The sequence below is a fragment of the Methanothermobacter wolfeii genome (assembly GCF_025397995.1).
GTDB classification, from domain to species: Archaea; Methanobacteriota; Methanobacteria; order Methanobacteriales; family Methanothermobacteraceae; genus Methanothermobacter; species Methanothermobacter wolfei.
In genome coordinates, this window is sequence record NZ_CP104550.1 from 694,385 (window position 1) to 710,253 (window position 15,869).

Here is a 15,869-nt window from a genome sequence, read left to right on the forward strand (position 1 = left end):
TAAGAGCTTTTAAAATCAAACAAGTCAATATTAGAACTTTTTTTATTCACTGCCAGGAACTTTAAATTAACCAAATCCCCTTTTCAGTTAAAGGAATGCCATTAGCCCTGATTGAATCCATGAACCCCATTGTAATCCCGATTTAAGTAGATCCAGGGCAAGGCATCATCCCCAGCCATCCATGATCATTCTTCAAGTTCACATACCTCACCATAACAGCTGAATATCTCATCAGATATCCTCCTGGTGGCCTCACGCTTCTCAGAGACCACAAAGTCAGCCCCGGCAGTGTAAAGGTTCTCAGTGTTCTCAAATCCCCTTATACGGGCTATGATCTTCATGGACTCGTTCAGGGCCCTGGCCTCATGTATCGCATGGACGGTTGAGGGATAATCTGCAATGGCAACCACCATGACAGCAGCCTCAGGGACGTTAAAGTGTCTCAGGACGCTCATATAGGTACCGTCACCGTAATAGACGTTGAGGCCCTCATCCCTTGCCTTCCTGACGGCTTCAGGGTTAACATCAAGGCCTATGTATGGTATCCCATGCTCCTGGCAGAGGTCAGCAAGCCTCCTCCCGGTTATACCCATACCAACAATGATGAGGTGGTCCTCGAGCTTCAGCCGGGGCTTCTCATACCTTCGACCGTTCTTTATAACCGGATGCACACGTGACCTTACAACCCTCTCAGAGATCCTCGGTGAAAGTGATATGAGGAAGGGCGTCAGGGCCATGGTTATAAGTGAGACCGATAGGAATGCCTGGAAGGTCAGGGTGTCCATCAACCCGTACTTTAGCCCTGACTCCGAGAGTATGAAGGAGAACTCACCGATCTGGGCAAGCACCAGGCTTATAAGGACAACTATCCTTGCAGAGTAGCCCAGTATGAAGCCAACGAAACTGTTGAGGGCGAGCTTTATGAGGAGCACCCCCAGGACCGCCAGGACTATAAGGGGCAGGTGGCTCAGGAAGAATCCAAGGTCAAGGAGCATCCCCAGGCTTGTGAGGCTGTCCATGCTGAAGTCCTCGGGCAGCCCCACACCATCATCTGCAACCGTTAAAATGAACCTCCCATCTCTCTCCTTGAGTCTCACGGTAACCTCCCCGTCCCCGCCATCAGGGAAGGCGTACTTGAAGGCGTTGGTTACAAGTTCATTCACCATGAGCCCCAGGGGCATTATGGTGTCAAGGTTCAGTTTCACGTCATCGATGTCAAAGTTCAGCCTGATCCTCTGCCCGGGTTTCTGGTAGGAGAGCATGATGCTCCTTACAAGTCCCTGGATGTAACCCCCCACATCAATGTCTGAGAGGTTCCCTGAACGGTAGAGCTTCTCATGGATCATGGACATACTCATAACCCTCCCCTGGCTGTCCTTAAGGGCCTCAACCACCTTCGGGTTGTCAATGTAGCTGCTCTGAAGGTTCAGGAGGCTTGATACGACCTGAAGGTTGTTCTTTACCCTGTGGTGGATCTCCCTCAGGAGTAGCTCCTTCTCCTCCAGGGATGATACAAGCTTCTCCTGGTAGAACAGCCTCTTGAGGGTTGATGAAGCCTCGGTCCCCATGGCCTCAAGGAGCCTGATATCATACTCATTGGTTTTCTGACCAGGGAACAGCATGAATCCCAGGGTCTCATCACCGTGCCTCAGGGCGGCGACCGTGAAGCCATCCACCAGTGCCACGCTCTGATCCCCCAGCTCCTTGAGGACCTCTGACGGGTCAAGGGGAAGGGACCCCTCCCCTGAAATGATGGGTTCGTTTCCATCATGGATGTAGACCCAGCCCCCTGGAAGTCCAAGGTACTCCCCTGCAAGTTTCATTATGGTCCTGAAGAGATCCTCAGGGGTCCTGCTATGATTTATATCCTTCAGTATCTCATTAAGGACCCTGAACTCATCCAGACGCCTCCTGGCGACCCCCTCGGACCTCTCGGTTTTCTCTATCCTGTTCATCAGCCTCCTGGTGTACCTCTGGTCCTGGGCAACCAGTGAGTAGCCCACAGGGTCAGGGCCCTCCTTTATGAGGGATATGAATAACTTGACAGGGATCCTCTCACCCCCCGGGGTGACGTAGTCAATCAGGACAAGTTCATGATGATAGTCACCCTTCACATGCCTTGAGGCATCCTTCACATACTCCAATTCGACCTCAAGGATTTCCTGGTGGTCCTCTGCTGTGAATCTCCTCCAGTCCTCACCGGCATGGATTCCAAGTTCAGCCTCCGCCCGGTAATTAATACGTGTCACCCTCCCCTCAGGGTCAAGGAGGATGACGAGGTCCGTGACCTTGTCGATTATGCTTTCACCTGCAAGGGAAGGGCTGATGACAGGGGGCGTGAGGGTTACCATGCCGGATATGCCTGCAAGGCCTGCAAGGCCTATCAGCTGCCCTGCCAGATTAACGGTCTGCATGTCCAGTGAGGGTAGGAAGGAGCTCAGGATCCACCCTCCGATGAGGCTGAGGGAGGATGTCATGAATATGATGGTTGAAATCTTTCTCTCATGGTAGAGGGGGGCCGTCCTTGCATGGTTCCATATGAGGGTTATGCCTGATCCGAAGTACCCGAAAATGTAGATCTGAAGGAGGAGCTCCAGGGGACGGTTCCTGATTATTTCAATCTGCCAGACTCCATTGACCATGGACACTGCAGGTGTTATCATTGAACTGCTGATTATGATGAAGAGGATGATGATGGGGGGTATTATTATGAGGGATCCGGCCTTATCCATCCTCCTGTCACCGGCAGAGAGTACAAGGGCGAAGTTAAGAAACAGTGCCGGTAGAAGACATAAACCGATCCCTGAGAGAGTATAGATCATGATGGCATGTCCCGGTTCAGTTAAAGCATCCATGACCGCGGGACTAACAGCCCAGAGGGCCATTGCAATGGAAATAAGAAAGAAACTCCACTGGAGGTTTCCCCGCTCCTTCCTAAGGGGGTAGGTGCCGATGATAAGGTAAAGTACGAATGCCAGTATTGAAAGGGTGCTGTAGATGTTCATCCGCCCACAATCCTATAATAAAATGAGGTGGTATACTCTAGTTAGAAGGAACAGTCTTTATAAAGTTTTCACCAGTAATCAGGAGGAACAGAATGTTATCATCCAATTCCATTGCAGAGTTCCTGATTAATTCAGGACTGGGAAGGGTTCTGAATTCAATTATAAGGCTTATAAACAGAATCATACCTAAAAGGGAAAACCAGATACTCTTTGAGAGCATACCTGATATTTCTGATAACCCATTCTACCTTTACAGTTACATGAAGGAACTTGGAGAGGATTACCGGTTTGTGTGGGTGGTTGACAGTATCCATAAGGATTTTGAGGAACCCCAGTATATCAGGAATACACCATCTGAGATCTGGCAGTTCTTCAGGTCAAGGTACATAGTAACATCCCATGGTCACCATCTGCTTATAAGGGCTGGAAATCAGGTTTTTGTGAACCTCTGGCATGGCATGCCCCTCAAGGCCATGGGGTATACAGAGCCCGCTGGGAAACCTGTTCTGCTCCTCCAGGGAGTGGATGATGAGAACTATTACATGATTGCAACATCAACCATAATGCGGAACGCCCTTGCAGCCTGCTTCAACCAGGACGCCAGGAGGATACACATAACCGGACAGCCAAGGAACGATAAACTCTTCAGGACACCTGAGGAAAAGACGGAATTTAATGGTGTTATACTCTACACACCAACCTACAGGGACACAGGTACCGATGCATCCATATTCAGTCTTCCAGACTACACTGAAGAGAAACTACAGGACTTTCTCAGGGAGAGGGGATTATGTTTCCTCGTGAAACTCCACCCCCTTGATAGGGGAGTTCGGATCCCCACAGGAGACAACATAAGGGTTCTTGAACCATCAGCTGACATCTATGACGTCCTTGCAGGTGTCGATGTCCTTGTAACAGATTATTCATCCATCTACTTCGATTTCCTCCTCCTGGACAGACCCATAATATTCACCGTACCCGACCTTGAGGAGTACAGGAGGGTCAGGGGCTTCGTCCTTGAACCCTTCGAGTTCTGGACGCCCGGACCCAAGGTGAGGACCTTCAGGGAATTCCTTGATGAACTTGAAAGATCCCTGAATGACCCCCAGTATTATGCGGGGGAGAGGAGAACGATCAATGAACTGGTGAACCATTACAGGGATGATAGATCATCGGAAAGGGTATACAGGCTTGTGTGGGGTTAAAAATGCGCATAGGGATACTTATACCTTCACTGGATGATACTGGAATGGCGAGGGCCGCTGCCCAGCTCTCCATCATGCTGGATCAGCTCTCACATGAGGTCCACATCATAACCGGCTACAGACACACGCCCATGCAGAATTATGAGGGCAAACTCCACATGCTGGATGTTAAACCAGCCATGGTGAATCAGAGCTTCCCTGAAAGGATAATGCTCTTCCTAAAACGCTTAACCGCTTTGAGGAAACTCAGGAGGATGCTTAAAACTGATGTGATGATCTCATTTTCTGAGGCCATGAGTATACAGAACATTCTAACAGCAGGGGATGAAGGGGTGATCATCAGCCACCACACCCTCCTTTCAAGGAATGAGAATCTCCAGGACATCTACGGGAAACTGGTGAAGTTCCTCATAAAGCTCCTCTATTCCAGGGCAGACCTTATTGTCCCTGTATCTGAAAAATCAGCTTCAGACCTTGTAAGGAACTTCAGCATAGACCCTGAACTTATAAGGGTTATACCTAATCCGGTACCTGTGGAGGAGATAGAAAGAATGGCCTCTGAAGACCTTGAAGGCTACCATGAAATCTTTAAAGATCCTGTAATTATAAATGCAGGCAGACTCACCCATGCAAAGGGACAGAGGTATCTTCTGAGAATATTCAGGGAGCTCCTGGATGATTTCCCTGACCTGAAACTTGTTATACTTGGTGATGGAGAACTCAGGGATTCCCTTCTGAAATTCTCCAGGGAACTCGGACTTAAGGTTTGTCATGATGCCCCTGATTCAGGGGACTTTCAGGTTTATTTCCTTGGTTTCCAGAAGAATCCTTACAGGTTTTTTTCACGTTCAAAGCTTTTTGTTCTGACATCATTAAGGGAGGCCCTCCCCATGGCCATAATGGAGGCCATGTCAGTCTTTCTTCCTGTGGTGGCATCAGACTGTGGGGGTACAAGAGAGATACTGGCTCCTGGCACCGACCCTGATATTGAAACATCCAGGGCTGAATTTGCAGCTTACGGTGTGCTCCTCCCGGTCTTCAGGGATGAAGTGGAGGCCGGTGACAAACTCACAGAACCCGAAAAGGTCTGGATCCAGGCACTCCGGAGAATACTTCAGGACCCCTCCATGATCGAATGCTACTCTAGGAGGGCCTCATCCAGGATGAATGATTTCAGATGGGAGAAAATAAGGGGTTTGTGGGAGTCTCTCCTTGATGATTTCCAGTTCAGGTGAGTTTTTCAAGGAAGTCATTACTTCTATGAATCCCGTGGCTATTTCATAATGTCTCCCAGGAACATGGCCCATTTATCAGCAATCCTCAGGGGGTCCCGGGTTTCAGTTATATGCTCTTTAAGTTTCTCACCCCACACAGGGCCCTTTGATGGGTTTTCAATAAACCTTATTAACTTTTCTATCATTTCACTATCATCTTCAGCTATTATACCATGAACATCGTCTTGGAGTTCCTCGAACTCTCCCCTGAACTTTGCAACCGGAACTCCCAGGTAACCTGCCTCCAGAACCGCGTAGCCAAGTTCACTCATATCATAGCCCAGGAGCATGATATCCGCTGATCTGACATGGCAGAGGAAGTCATCACGGTAACCCATAAACTCTATGCAGTCATCCTCAATTTCAGGGGACTCCCCGAAGACAAGAAGCCTGATCCTGCACCCTGCCTTCCTGTTAACCTCTGATATTACCTCCGCGAGCCTCTGGATGCTCAGAACCTTTGAACCGCCTATACTCGTATAGGTGACTGCTGTGACACCATCACCCTGGAGGTCCGGGCACTCGCTCACCTTACCTTCAATCTCATCAGTGATGAGGGCGTTGGGTATGACGGTCGCCCTGAGACGGTTCTTCTTTTTTGTTATCTCAGAAACAGTTGTAACCCTGTCCCTGTAGATGAACCTTATGAAGATCAACCTGTGAAGGATCCAGTTAATGATTTTGAAGATGTAGTGGATGTTTCCTCCCGGATCTGTCTTTAAGGCTGTCAATGCCTCCTGAAGAACCCATCCGTGTATTGTGAGAATTGCAGGTACACCGCTCCTCCTTACCTTCAGGATACCACCTAACTTCAGAGGTCCATGGACATGGATAAGATCATAATCTGCAAGGTTAACATCATCAAGATGGGATGCGTAGAATGTTTCAACTTCAGCCCCCAGAATCCTGTAGACGACTTCCTGGGATTTAACAGCCCTCACAACCCCTCCTTTTATGGATGTGTCGAAGGGGATTATCATGGCAACTCTTTTCATCATACCACTTCCCTGAGTTTGGTAAATGATTTTATATGAATCCTAGATAAAGTAACTGATATCATGCCAGATGGAGTCATTTAGTGGTAAGTAACGTAACAGGTCGTATGGGAGAGTCATCAGTAATAGGAGGATGATCTGATTCTTCAGAGGATATTAAAGATTATCAATTATATTATACCCAAGAACAGGAGACTGGTTGTATTTGACAGCGCCCCTGATTTTACAGGGAACAGCATGGCCCTCTTTGAGTTCATGGACTCACGGGGTGAATTTGAGGCGTTATGGATTGCTGATGAACCGGAAAGGCACCCTGAATTCAATCAGGTGAAGCGTGATTCAATCAGGGCGCTCCTCAGGATTCTCAGGGCAGGCACCCTAGTATCCACACACGGCCGCATGGCTGAAATCCGTGTCCCGTCACAGAGGTACGTTAACCTCTGGCATGGCATGCCCCTCAAGGCCATGGCCTATGCAGAGACCACAGGGAGGGACTTCACTGATCCCGTGAGGTTCTCTGATGAGAACTATTACATGATTGCAACATCAACCATAATGCGGAACGCCCTTGCAGCCTGCTTCAACCAGGACGCCAGGAGGATACATGTAACCGGACAGCCAAGGAACGATAAGCTCTTCAGGGAACCACCTGAGATACCGGGAATCGACACGGAGTCATACAGTAAGGTTGTTCTCTTCGCCCCGACCTTCAGGAAATCTGATTTTCTCTCTGATGGCGATATGTTATCACACAACCTGAACTTCCCTGACTTCAACCCGGAAGCACTCTCAGGATTCCTCACTGAGAACAATGTCCTCCTCCTTGTAAAGTTCCACCCGGCGGAAGAGAAGTTTGCAGAGAAGTTCCTGGATGAAATGGAAAACGTGGCGTTGCTTAGGACAGAGATGCTCAAGGATGAGATGCTGGACATCAACGACATCCTTGCAGGTGTCGATGTCCTTGTAACGGATTATTCATCCATCTACTTCGATTTCCTCCTCCTGGACAGACCCATAATATTTGCGGTATCTGACCTTGAAGAATACGCCAGAACACGAAGCTTCGTCCTTGAACCCTTTGAGTTCTGGACGCCCGGTCCCAAGGTGAGGACCTTCAGGGAATTCCTTGATGAACTTGAAAGATCCCTGAATGACCCCCAGTATTATGCGGGGGAGAGGAGAACGATCAATGAACTGGTGAACCATTACAGGGATGATAGATCATCAGAAAGGGTCTATAGGCTCGTCTTTCAGGGTGAGGATGGGGAGTGATGTTTTCAGTGAAGGTTTATTATTTCCAGGGGGTGTGCTCCTGTTCTCCTTTTTTTGTGCCGGGTTACCACAGGTCGTGTTTTTTTATTCCGTAGACCCTGATGCTGAGCACGATGGTTTCTGTGATTATAACCAGCAGTGCCACAATGTATATGCTCATGAAGGGTGCCACTGCAAGGAGCATGGCAAGGTGAATCAGTGAACCCACCACAACACTACCGTTGGCATACCTCTGCTGTCCCAGGACCGCGAGGAATGGGTACCCAAGGAGTATTGATGGTATAACAACCATCAGGGCAACTGCAAGAAGCCTAAGGACACCGGCACTTGGCATGTAACCGGCCCCGAAGAGAAGCCTGATTATATGGGGAGCGAATATTATTATAAAAGTGCAGAGCACGGTGTTCAGAATCATGGAGTACCTGAGAACCTTCCTGTGGAACGCCTTGTTCCGGGTCTTGGCCATGTAGGGATACGTCACCTGCAGCAGGGGACTGTAAAGACCCTGAGCAGCAGTATAGAGTTTCTCAGCAGCCGAATAATAACCCACAGCAGCGTTACCAGCAAATAATCCCAGAAAGAACGAGTTACTGCTGGTGTAAATCGAAACAGAAGCCCTTGAAAGGAAAAACTGTGTACTGTCCCTGAAGATCTCCCATATAACACCCCAAGGAGGCAGATGAAACCTGACATTAAACCTTGTCCTTATAATCCACAGGGAGATCAAACCAGCGGTTATGGTCCCAAGGGACTGCAGGAGAGGCACATAGAGATAATCAGAGGGCCCCCTGATGAAAATGAATATTGTTGCAAGGAAGATAAGGTTTGTGAGGACATTCAGGAGAGTTATATACTTCATCCTCTCCATCCCCTGATAGAACCACATGGGTGATAGGGTGCTCCCAACCACAAGACCAAAGGCAAATACATAGATCACCCAGTTAGCCGAGAACCTCGGAACAGTCATTATGATACCCAGGAGCATGCTGAAGCTCACAACCGTGAGAACACCCTTTATTATCATCACCGAACTGAAGATCTCAGAAACCCTTTCAGGGTCGTCCCTGTTAACCGAGATCTCCCTGACAGCAGAAAGCCCGAACCCGTAATCAGTCAGTATCTGGAAGTAGGTGTTAAAGGCGATGGCAAAATTCACAAGACCATAATTCGCAACACCCAGGACCCTGGTAAGGTAGGGGAGCGTTATAAGGGGGATGACATACACAAGGACCTGGAGGGTTGAAAGGGAGAGGAAGTTCTCAGCCAATGCACGGTACTCCTCAGACCTCAGCTTCGCAACTATATCCCTGGGATTCATCCAATCACTTATCAATAGACTGCAATCGCCTTCTGGAAGTCCCTTATATGGATGTTAACGTTTTCAGGGTCATCCATGGTCCGGTGGACCAGTTCAAGGACGGGTAGTTCAAGGTCATCTGTCAGTTCCCTTATGGCCTTTATGGATCTGAGGCTCTCAATGGTTATTGTTGAGTCTTCACTCAGCCTCATCTTCTTACCCAGCATGAGACCCAGGGTCCTGTTACGGCTCTTGTCGGTGGATGCCGTGAGAAGAAAATCACCGAAGCCGCAGAACTTATCATAAAGTTCCCCGTAACCCATCCTGTCAAGTATCCTGATCATCTCCCTGAAACAGATTGTTAGAATTGCGTATCGATGGTTTTCTCCTGTGATCTGCCCGTCAAGTATCCCCATGGCCACCGCGTACACGTTTTTAAGTATACCGCAGAATTCAACTCCCTGGATGTTCTCTGAGTAGTCGAGTAGCACTCCGGCTGATCTGAGGAGTTCTGTGATCTCATCATGGTAACTGGCCGGTGCACCTATGGTTATCCCTGATGTCATGCCCCTTATGAGTTCATCGGCGAAGTTGGGTCCTGATATGCTGAATACAGTCTCTGAACCTGTTTCTTCCTTCATAACCATGGACATGGGTTTGAGGGATGGGTGTTCTATCCCTTTTATGCAGGATATCATCTTTTTATTCTTCAGCGCGTCCCTCATGGATCTTGTTATCTCTCGGAGGTTTCCTGATGGGACCGCCATGAAGATGTAGTCTGATTCTTCGATGAGGTCCTTTCTTTCCATGTGAACTGCCTTTATGTTCCCTTTGAGTTTAACGCCCGGGTGGTAGGCTCTGTTTTCATGGTCCCTGTTTATGGATTCCACGACCTCGGGTCTTCGTGCGAAGAGGTATACTTCTTCTGAATTGTCTGCGAGGATCTGTGAGATGGCTGTTCCGAAGCTTCCCGCGCCTATTACTGCTGTTTTCATTCTTTATGCTCCATGTAGTATTTTCTTGCTGTTTCGAGGTCTTCGGGGAAGTCTACTTCGATGCAGAACATGTTTCCTATGTTGAGGGGTTTGAATCTTTCACCCCTTTCGATGATTATTTCGACGCCCCGTTCGAAGTAGTCCTGGTCGTGGCACTCATTCAGGGCTTCCCTGAGGACGGGCAGTGTTTCCCTGGAGACTCTGTTTATTCCCACGGCTTCTCCGAGGGGGTTCTGGACGGTTTTTGAGAGTTCTTTTATGTATCCGTCATCTGTGAGGTTGTATTTGACTTCTTCTTCTCCGACTCTTTTGTTGTCGACGCATATGTGGTTGCCCTTTTTCTGGTGGAGTGTTCTGAGTATTTCAGGGTCGAAGACCACGTCGCCGTTCATCCAGATGACGTCTTCGTCAAGGTCTTCGAGGCCTATGAGTAGGCTTTTTGATGTGTTTGTTTCTCTGTAGCGTGGGTTGTAGAGGTATTCGAGTTCAGGGTGTTTTTCTTCTATTAGGCTGCCCTTGTATCCCAGGACGACCCTTATGTTTTCTGTTCCGGTTGCTTTTTTTATGTTTTCGAGTTGCTGGTCCATTATGGTTGTGGAGTTGTCCAGTTCCACCATGGCCTTGGGTATTCCGTGTCCCAGTCTGCTTCCGGTACCTGCAGCAAGAATAATGATTTTAATGACAATCACCTTCAAAGACTTGTAAAATAACAGATTAACATCTAACTAGGTCCAGATTTATAGGCCATAATATTTAACTTGTTCGGAGTGAACCTAATCCATAATAATGGGAGGAAAATAAAGGGTGATTTGGGGTTGCCATACATGCAGATCTTCCAGAGAGATGTGGTATCCCAATGGCAGAAGGAGGCTGCATGCAAACCTTGCATGATCTAAGATTTGCTGGTCTTGGGGTGGTGTTTTTTATGGTGCCATGATATAGTTTAATATTTCCACATTTAATATAAATAGAGAATATATAATGGAGAGGGAATTCCCCATTATTTTCAGTAAATGATTCACACAGGGCGGGTGTCTGGATGTCTGAAGATTATGAGACTTTGCTGACGGTGCTGGATAATCTTATGGATGGCCTTATCATCATTGATAAAGAAATGAACGTCCTCTTGTTCAATCAATCAGCCGCTGATTTATTCGGGGTCGGTTCAATCCATGATGTTTCAGGGGTCAACGTCTTTGACTTTGTCCATCCAGAGGACAGGGAAAGGGCTGAAAGGATAGCCCTGAAGGACATGTTTGAGGAGGATTTGCAGGAGATTAATGAGTTCCGTGCTATAACAGCGGATGGTAGAGAAATCTAGCTATCCGCAGCCGGTAAAAAAATCGTATATAATGGTAGAACAGCGGGACTGATCTCTTTAAGGGATATAACTAAGACCAAGATTATTGAGGAATCTCTCAGGGAGAGTGAGGAAAAGTTCCGCCTGTTCTTTGAGACCACCAAGGACGCAGTAGCCATAATATCACAGGGAAGATTCATTGAGTTCAATCAGGCAACCCTTGAGTTGCTGGGCTGCACTGAGGATGAACTACGCTCCAGGACCACAGGAGAATTCTACTTGAACCCGCAGGACAGGGAACAATTCCTGACCCTCCTTGAAGAGAAGGGTTTCGTTAAGGATTATCGTGTGGACTTCAGGAGATGTGATGGGAAAATAGTAAGGGCCCTAATGACCGCCAGCGCCCTGAGGGATTCTGAAGGAAACATAACCAGAATCCATGGGATCACAAGGGATATCACAGAGAAGCTGAAGACCGAGGATGCTTTGAGGAAGTCAGAATCTTACTATAAATCACTCTTTGAGAACACCTTGATCCCGGTCCTGATCCTTGAGGAAGATGGCACCATATCAATGGTTAATAAAGAAGCTGAGAGGATCAGTGGTTACTCAAGGGATGATCTTGAGGGTAAACTCTGCACAGACTTCATTCTGGAAGAAGACAGGATGTCTGTAGTACCTGAGGGGAAAATTAGCCCTGAAAACATACTTGAAAGACTTGAATTCAGGATCATTGATGGATGCGGTAATATCAGGAATATCTTCGGAACATATGGCAGGATCCCGGGCACAGAAAAAATAGTAGCGTCGGGTATAGACATCACAGAACAGAAGAGGGCGCAGAAGAGATTAAAAGAACTCCTGGATGAGAAGGAGACACTTCTTCGAGAAATCCATCACAGGGTAAAGAATAACCTCCAGGTTGTCTCAAGTCTCATAAGCCTCCAGGCACACGGCATAACTGATGAAAAAACGATAGAAAACCTTAGAGAAGTCCAGAACCGCGTGAATTCAATGGCAAGAATACATAAACAGCTCTATGAATCGGAGAACCTTGCTAAGATCAACTTCAAAAACTATACCGAGGGCATGGTGCCTGAAATCCTTTATAGTTATGGTGTCATGGGGGGAGATATAAAGACAGACATCAAAATGGAGAACATAGAGCTCAGCATTGAAACAGCAGTCTCCCTGGCCCTTATACTTACAGAAATCGTATCAAACTGTGTAAAACACGCATTCCCGGAGGGAAAAGGTGAAATAAAGATAGAACTGCTTCCAGGGGAAGAATTTTACACCCTATCAGTTTCAGACAATGGTGTGGGAGTACCTGAAATTAACCTGGAAAATCCTGAAACCCTTGGCCTTCAGCTAATAAATGCGCTGAGCAGGCAAATTGAAGGCAGAATAGAGATCAAAGCAGGTCATGGAACAACCTTCAAAATTGAATTCCCCGCAGATTTAAAACTCAAATAGAAGCACCCCCAATGTTATGTGGCAGCCATTAATTGACCGGCGTTACAATTTCATGATATAAATACAGTCCGACAGATCTGGATGGTTGCAGGCTTACGGTTTTCGCTGGATGGTAAACAATTCTGACACATGCCAATTTCATGCAGTGGAGGGAGGTTAATTAGTTGAGAATACTTCATGTTACACCCTATTTCAAGCCATCATGGGAGGCTGGTGGACCCCCAAGGATGGTCTATGACCTTGCATCATGGCAGGTTGCAGAGGGTCATGATGTAACGGTATACACAACCGATGGATTCAAGAGACGCCTGGATACTGAGAAGAACCGACCTGTGGATGTTGATGGTATAAGGACCTACTACTTCAGAAACCTTTCAATGTACCTTACAGGTAACCTTAACATGCCAATCCCCTGCAGGCTGCCATCTGTAGCAGCACGAGAAATAGGCGGCTTTGACATAATCCATATACATGAACACAGGACCTTCCTGGCCGCGGTGACATCCATACTCGCATCAAGGCATCGTGTACCCTACATAGTACAGCCCCATGGTTCGGTACCCACCATGACACGGAGCTTCATCAAGAACATCTTTGATTTCATGGCTGGAAGAAGGATTATGGCAGGTGCCGAGAGGGTGGTGGCCTCCTCAGAGATTGAGTCCAGATTTTACAGGAAGGTTTATCCATTCCTTAAGGATGATTCCATCATAAGAGTACCTAACCCTGTTAAGCTGGAGGGGGTTCCTCAAGGGGGCGCCTTCCGGAGGAAGTGGGGGCTCGGGGATGAAAGAATAGTCCTTTACATTGGAAGGATACATGAAATGAAGGGCTTGGACCTCCTGGTTCGCGCATACAGGGAAATGGATGAAGTGAAGCTTGTGATAGCAGGTCCAGATGACCACTATCTTGAGGGTCTCAGGGCCCTGATGGATAAACTTGGAGTCTCAGGGAGGGTTATCATGACGGGACCGCTGTATGGTATGGATAAACTGGGGGCATACAGGGATGCAGACGTCTTTGTCTTACCATCAAGGTATGAGTCCTTCGGCAATGTTGTGGCCGAGGCAATCTCATGTGGGACACCCGTGGTTGTAACATCAAAATGTGGTGTTTCTGAATGGATCGAGCCTTCCGATGGTGTAATCGTTGAACCCTCGGTTGAAGGGCTGAGGAAAGGTATATACAGAGTGCTTAATAACAGGGAGTCATTCAGACCATCAGCAGAAAAGTTTGACCCCGACATTATATCCCGAAGATTTCAGGAGGTCTATGTTGAGGTTCTCTCCAGCAGGTAAGGTGACGGGGGACATACTATCTGATGGGTTTATCATGGTGCTTGATATTAACCATAATATGATTAATCAGTATAGGACATTCCAATCAATCACAGGAGATGTTATTGATGATTAATGATAAGAAGGTATTCCCCATTATTCTAACTTTATCGCTGATAATGCTGCTATTCTCGTATACATCCAGAATAACATCGGGATATACTACTGGGACATCTTCTCTACGTGAATAATGCCATGAGGATGGCCCACCTTGGCCCGGCGGACACACTCTATCTTTCACCCTTCTTCCCGGCGGTCCTCTCAGTATTGTTCATGCTGGGACTTACAGGTGAACCCACCGTGTTCTCAGCCGCCGCAGCATTCTATATCGCGGGTGTCACAGGACTCTACCTCCTCCTGCGACTCAGATTCAGTGAAATGGAGAGCCTTGCAGGGAGCATATCCTTCGCATCCTTCAGCATAATCCTTTCATGGGCAGCAACAGGGGCCCTGGATGTCCCCGCAGCATCCCTCTCCATCTGGGCGGTGTACCTAGCACTCCTTGGGAGGAGAAAGGATCCGCGCTTCTACTGCCTGGCGCTCCCTGTTGCAATGGCAGCCTTCCTTACAAGGTACACTTCAGGTCTCATGTTACTTCCACTTGCAATCATAATCTTCACGGACCCTGAATTCAGATCAAAATTAGGGGAGCTCCTTGCCGGCACCGGCCTGGGCATCCTCCTCTACCTCCCCTTCGCATACTTCTTCTACAGGAACGTTAAGACACCATTCCCATTCCTAAAACAGGCTGCAGGAACAGCAACGGGATCAGCAACCTCCATAAACCCCGGCTACAGTCTTGACCCACTCTACTATCTTAAACACTTCCCGGAGTACATATCGGCCCTCCCATCACAGGACTACCTCCATGTGATAAACCCCTCAATTGCGGGGCCCACAGCCGTGGCATTTATAATAATCGGGTTCCTGCTGGCAGGGATGGTCATTTTACTCTGGAATAACAGGGACCTGGCCTCCATGACTGGTTTAAGGGAGAAGGTCCTCTTCATCCTCCTCTCAATTCTCATGGTCGCCACCTTTGGAAGGGTTTCCTTTGTTGTGAGTGAAATCATACTCCTCCTATGGGCCCTTTCAGTAGCCAGGATGGCCGGAGACAGGGAGAACACTGACATGAACCTTGCGATGGCTGTATGGTTCCTCTCCTACCTCTTCATGCACAGCTTCCACCCGGTCAAGGTTGACAGGTACCTCATCACCGTGATGCCTGCCGTTGCCTACGGCATCTCACTCTCCATAAGGGAGACGGCGGGCATCATCAGATGGAAGCATGCATCAGATGTTCTCTCAGCCCTGGTGGCCCTCCTGATGCTAACCTCAGCCATCAACTACCTGGCCGGGATGCCTGACAGTTACGGTATCGTTGAGGCGGAGAAGGAAGCTGCAGCCTGGCTCATGGAACACGACCCGGCCTACAGTGAGAGGATTATAGCCTCTGACAGGGGCCCTGCCTTCACATGGTACCTTGGAAAGTATGTATTCACAAGGAAGATGCATCCGGACAGGATGGAATTATGCATTGAATACTTCAGGGACCTTAACCCGGACTACTACATCTACTGGACCGATGAGACACCACTACCTTCAGGGTACAGGGTCATCTACTCCAGGAGGGGGGTTGCAGTTGCCGAAAGGATGAACATGACCGGCTGATGTCAGGGTTTAGAGGTGATCATCGGAATGGATGTTCATGGG

12 protein-coding genes are annotated in these 15,869 nt (G+C 48.1%); 7 read left to right on the top strand and 5 right to left on the bottom strand.

The features are described 5' to 3' along the window. Nucleotides 1-185 precede the first annotated feature (185 nt). A complete protein-coding gene (locus N5910_RS03900) occupies nt 186-3,005 on the bottom strand; it encodes a histidine kinase dimerization/phosphoacceptor domain -containing protein (protein ID WP_261599814.1) in 2,820 nt (939 codons plus the stop codon). 92 nt (nt 3,006-3,097) lie between these two features. Here N5910_RS03900 and N5910_RS03905 point away from each other — a divergent pair, with 92 nt between their 5' ends. Continuing rightward, entirely contained in the window at nt 3,098-4,210 is a 1,113-nt protein-coding gene (locus tag N5910_RS03905) for a CDP-glycerol glycerophosphotransferase family protein (RefSeq protein ID WP_074358812.1), read from the top strand. Nucleotides 4,211-4,212: 2 nt separating this feature from the next. Next, the gene (locus N5910_RS03910) at nt 4,213-5,445 is read left to right on the top strand and encodes a glycosyltransferase (protein ID WP_074358813.1); all 1,233 of its coding nucleotides are present in this window, start codon (nt 4,213-4,215) and stop codon (nt 5,443-5,445) included. Between the two features lie 38 nt (nt 5,446-5,483). Here the strand turns inward: N5910_RS03910 and N5910_RS03915 are convergent, their stop codons facing one another. Further along, nucleotides 5,484-6,479, bottom strand: a complete 996-nt coding sequence (locus N5910_RS03915; protein WP_261599815.1) for a glycosyltransferase family 4 protein — start codon at nt 6,477-6,479, stop codon at nt 5,484-5,486. A gap of 141 nt (nt 6,480-6,620) precedes the next feature. On the opposite strand from N5910_RS03915, the gene N5910_RS03920 reads away from it, so the two are divergent. Beyond that, nucleotides 6,621-7,751, top strand: coding sequence for a CDP-glycerol glycerophosphotransferase family protein (locus N5910_RS03920; protein ID WP_370518343.1), 1,131 nt, complete (start codon nt 6,621-6,623; stop codon nt 7,749-7,751). 64 nt (nt 7,752-7,815) lie between these two features. Here the strand turns inward: N5910_RS03920 and rfbX are convergent, their stop codons facing one another. Genes rfbX through N5910_RS03935 form a run of 3 tightly spaced genes read right to left on the bottom strand, consistent with a single transcriptional unit; the run spans nt 7,816 to nt 10,732 of the window. After that, nucleotides 7,816-9,069, bottom strand: a complete 1,254-nt coding sequence (rfbX, locus tag N5910_RS03925) for an oligosaccharide flippase family protein (protein ID WP_261599816.1) — start codon at nt 9,067-9,069, stop codon at nt 7,816-7,818. Between the two features lie 11 nt (nt 9,070-9,080). Further along, nucleotides 9,081-10,043, bottom strand: coding sequence for an NAD(P)H-dependent glycerol-3-phosphate dehydrogenase (locus N5910_RS03930; RefSeq protein ID WP_191216499.1), 963 nt, complete (start codon nt 10,041-10,043; stop codon nt 9,081-9,083). Further along, entirely contained in the window at nt 10,040-10,732 is a 693-nt protein-coding gene (locus N5910_RS03935) for a phosphocholine cytidylyltransferase family protein (RefSeq protein ID WP_202879480.1), read from the bottom strand. Before N5910_RS03935 ends, N5910_RS03930 begins: the two co-directional genes overlap by 4 nt. Nucleotides 10,733-11,082: 350 nt before the next feature. On the opposite strand from N5910_RS03935, the gene N5910_RS03940 reads away from it, so the two are divergent. The 4 genes from N5910_RS03940 to N5910_RS03955 all read left to right on the top strand — a co-directional run bounded on the left by N5910_RS03940 (nt 11,083) and on the right by N5910_RS03955 (nt 15,827). Beyond that, complete coding sequence (locus N5910_RS03940; RefSeq protein WP_074358818.1) at nt 11,083-11,364, top strand: PAS domain-containing protein; 282 nt, start codon at nt 11,083-11,085, stop codon at nt 11,362-11,364. Nucleotides 11,365-11,523: 159 nt separating this feature from the next. Further along, a complete protein-coding gene (locus tag N5910_RS03945) occupies nt 11,524-12,819 on the top strand; it encodes a sensor histidine kinase (RefSeq protein WP_261599877.1) in 1,296 nt (431 codons plus the stop codon). Between the two features lie 164 nt (nt 12,820-12,983). After that, nucleotides 12,984-14,117: a glycosyltransferase gene (locus N5910_RS03950; RefSeq protein WP_074358820.1), complete on the top strand. Its 1,134-nt coding sequence runs from the start codon at nt 12,984-12,986 to the stop codon at nt 14,115-14,117. Nucleotides 14,118-14,351: 234 nt separating this feature from the next. Continuing rightward, entirely contained in the window at nt 14,352-15,827 is a 1,476-nt protein-coding gene (locus tag N5910_RS03955; RefSeq protein WP_261599817.1) for a glycosyltransferase family 39 protein, read from the top strand. Nucleotides 15,828-15,869: the final 42 nt, after the last annotated feature.

Bases quoted from the DNA above. Each gene is read 5' to 3' on its own strand.
- N5910_RS03900 (WP_261599814.1), bottom strand. From the start codon at position 3,005: ATGAACATCTACAGCACCCTTTCAATACTGGCATTCGTACTTTACCTT.
- N5910_RS03905 (WP_074358812.1), top strand. From the start codon at position 3,098: ATGTTATCATCCAATTCCATTGCAGAGTTCCTGATTAATTCAGGACTG.
- N5910_RS03910 (WP_074358813.1), top strand. From the start codon at position 4,213: ATGCGCATAGGGATACTTATACCTTCACTGGATGATACTGGAATGGCG.
- N5910_RS03915 (WP_261599815.1), bottom strand. From the start codon at position 6,479: ATGAAAAGAGTTGCCATGATAATCCCCTTCGACACATCCATAAAAGGA.
- rfbX (WP_261599816.1), bottom strand. From the start codon at position 9,069: ATGAATCCCAGGGATATAGTTGCGAAGCTGAGGTCTGAGGAGTACCGT.
- N5910_RS03930 (WP_191216499.1), bottom strand. From the start codon at position 10,043: ATGAAAACAGCAGTAATAGGCGCGGGAAGCTTCGGAACAGCCATCTCA.
- N5910_RS03940 (WP_074358818.1), top strand. From the start codon at position 11,083: ATGTCTGAAGATTATGAGACTTTGCTGACGGTGCTGGATAATCTTATG.
- N5910_RS03955 (WP_261599817.1), top strand. From the start codon at position 14,352: ATGAGGATGGCCCACCTTGGCCCGGCGGACACACTCTATCTTTCACCC.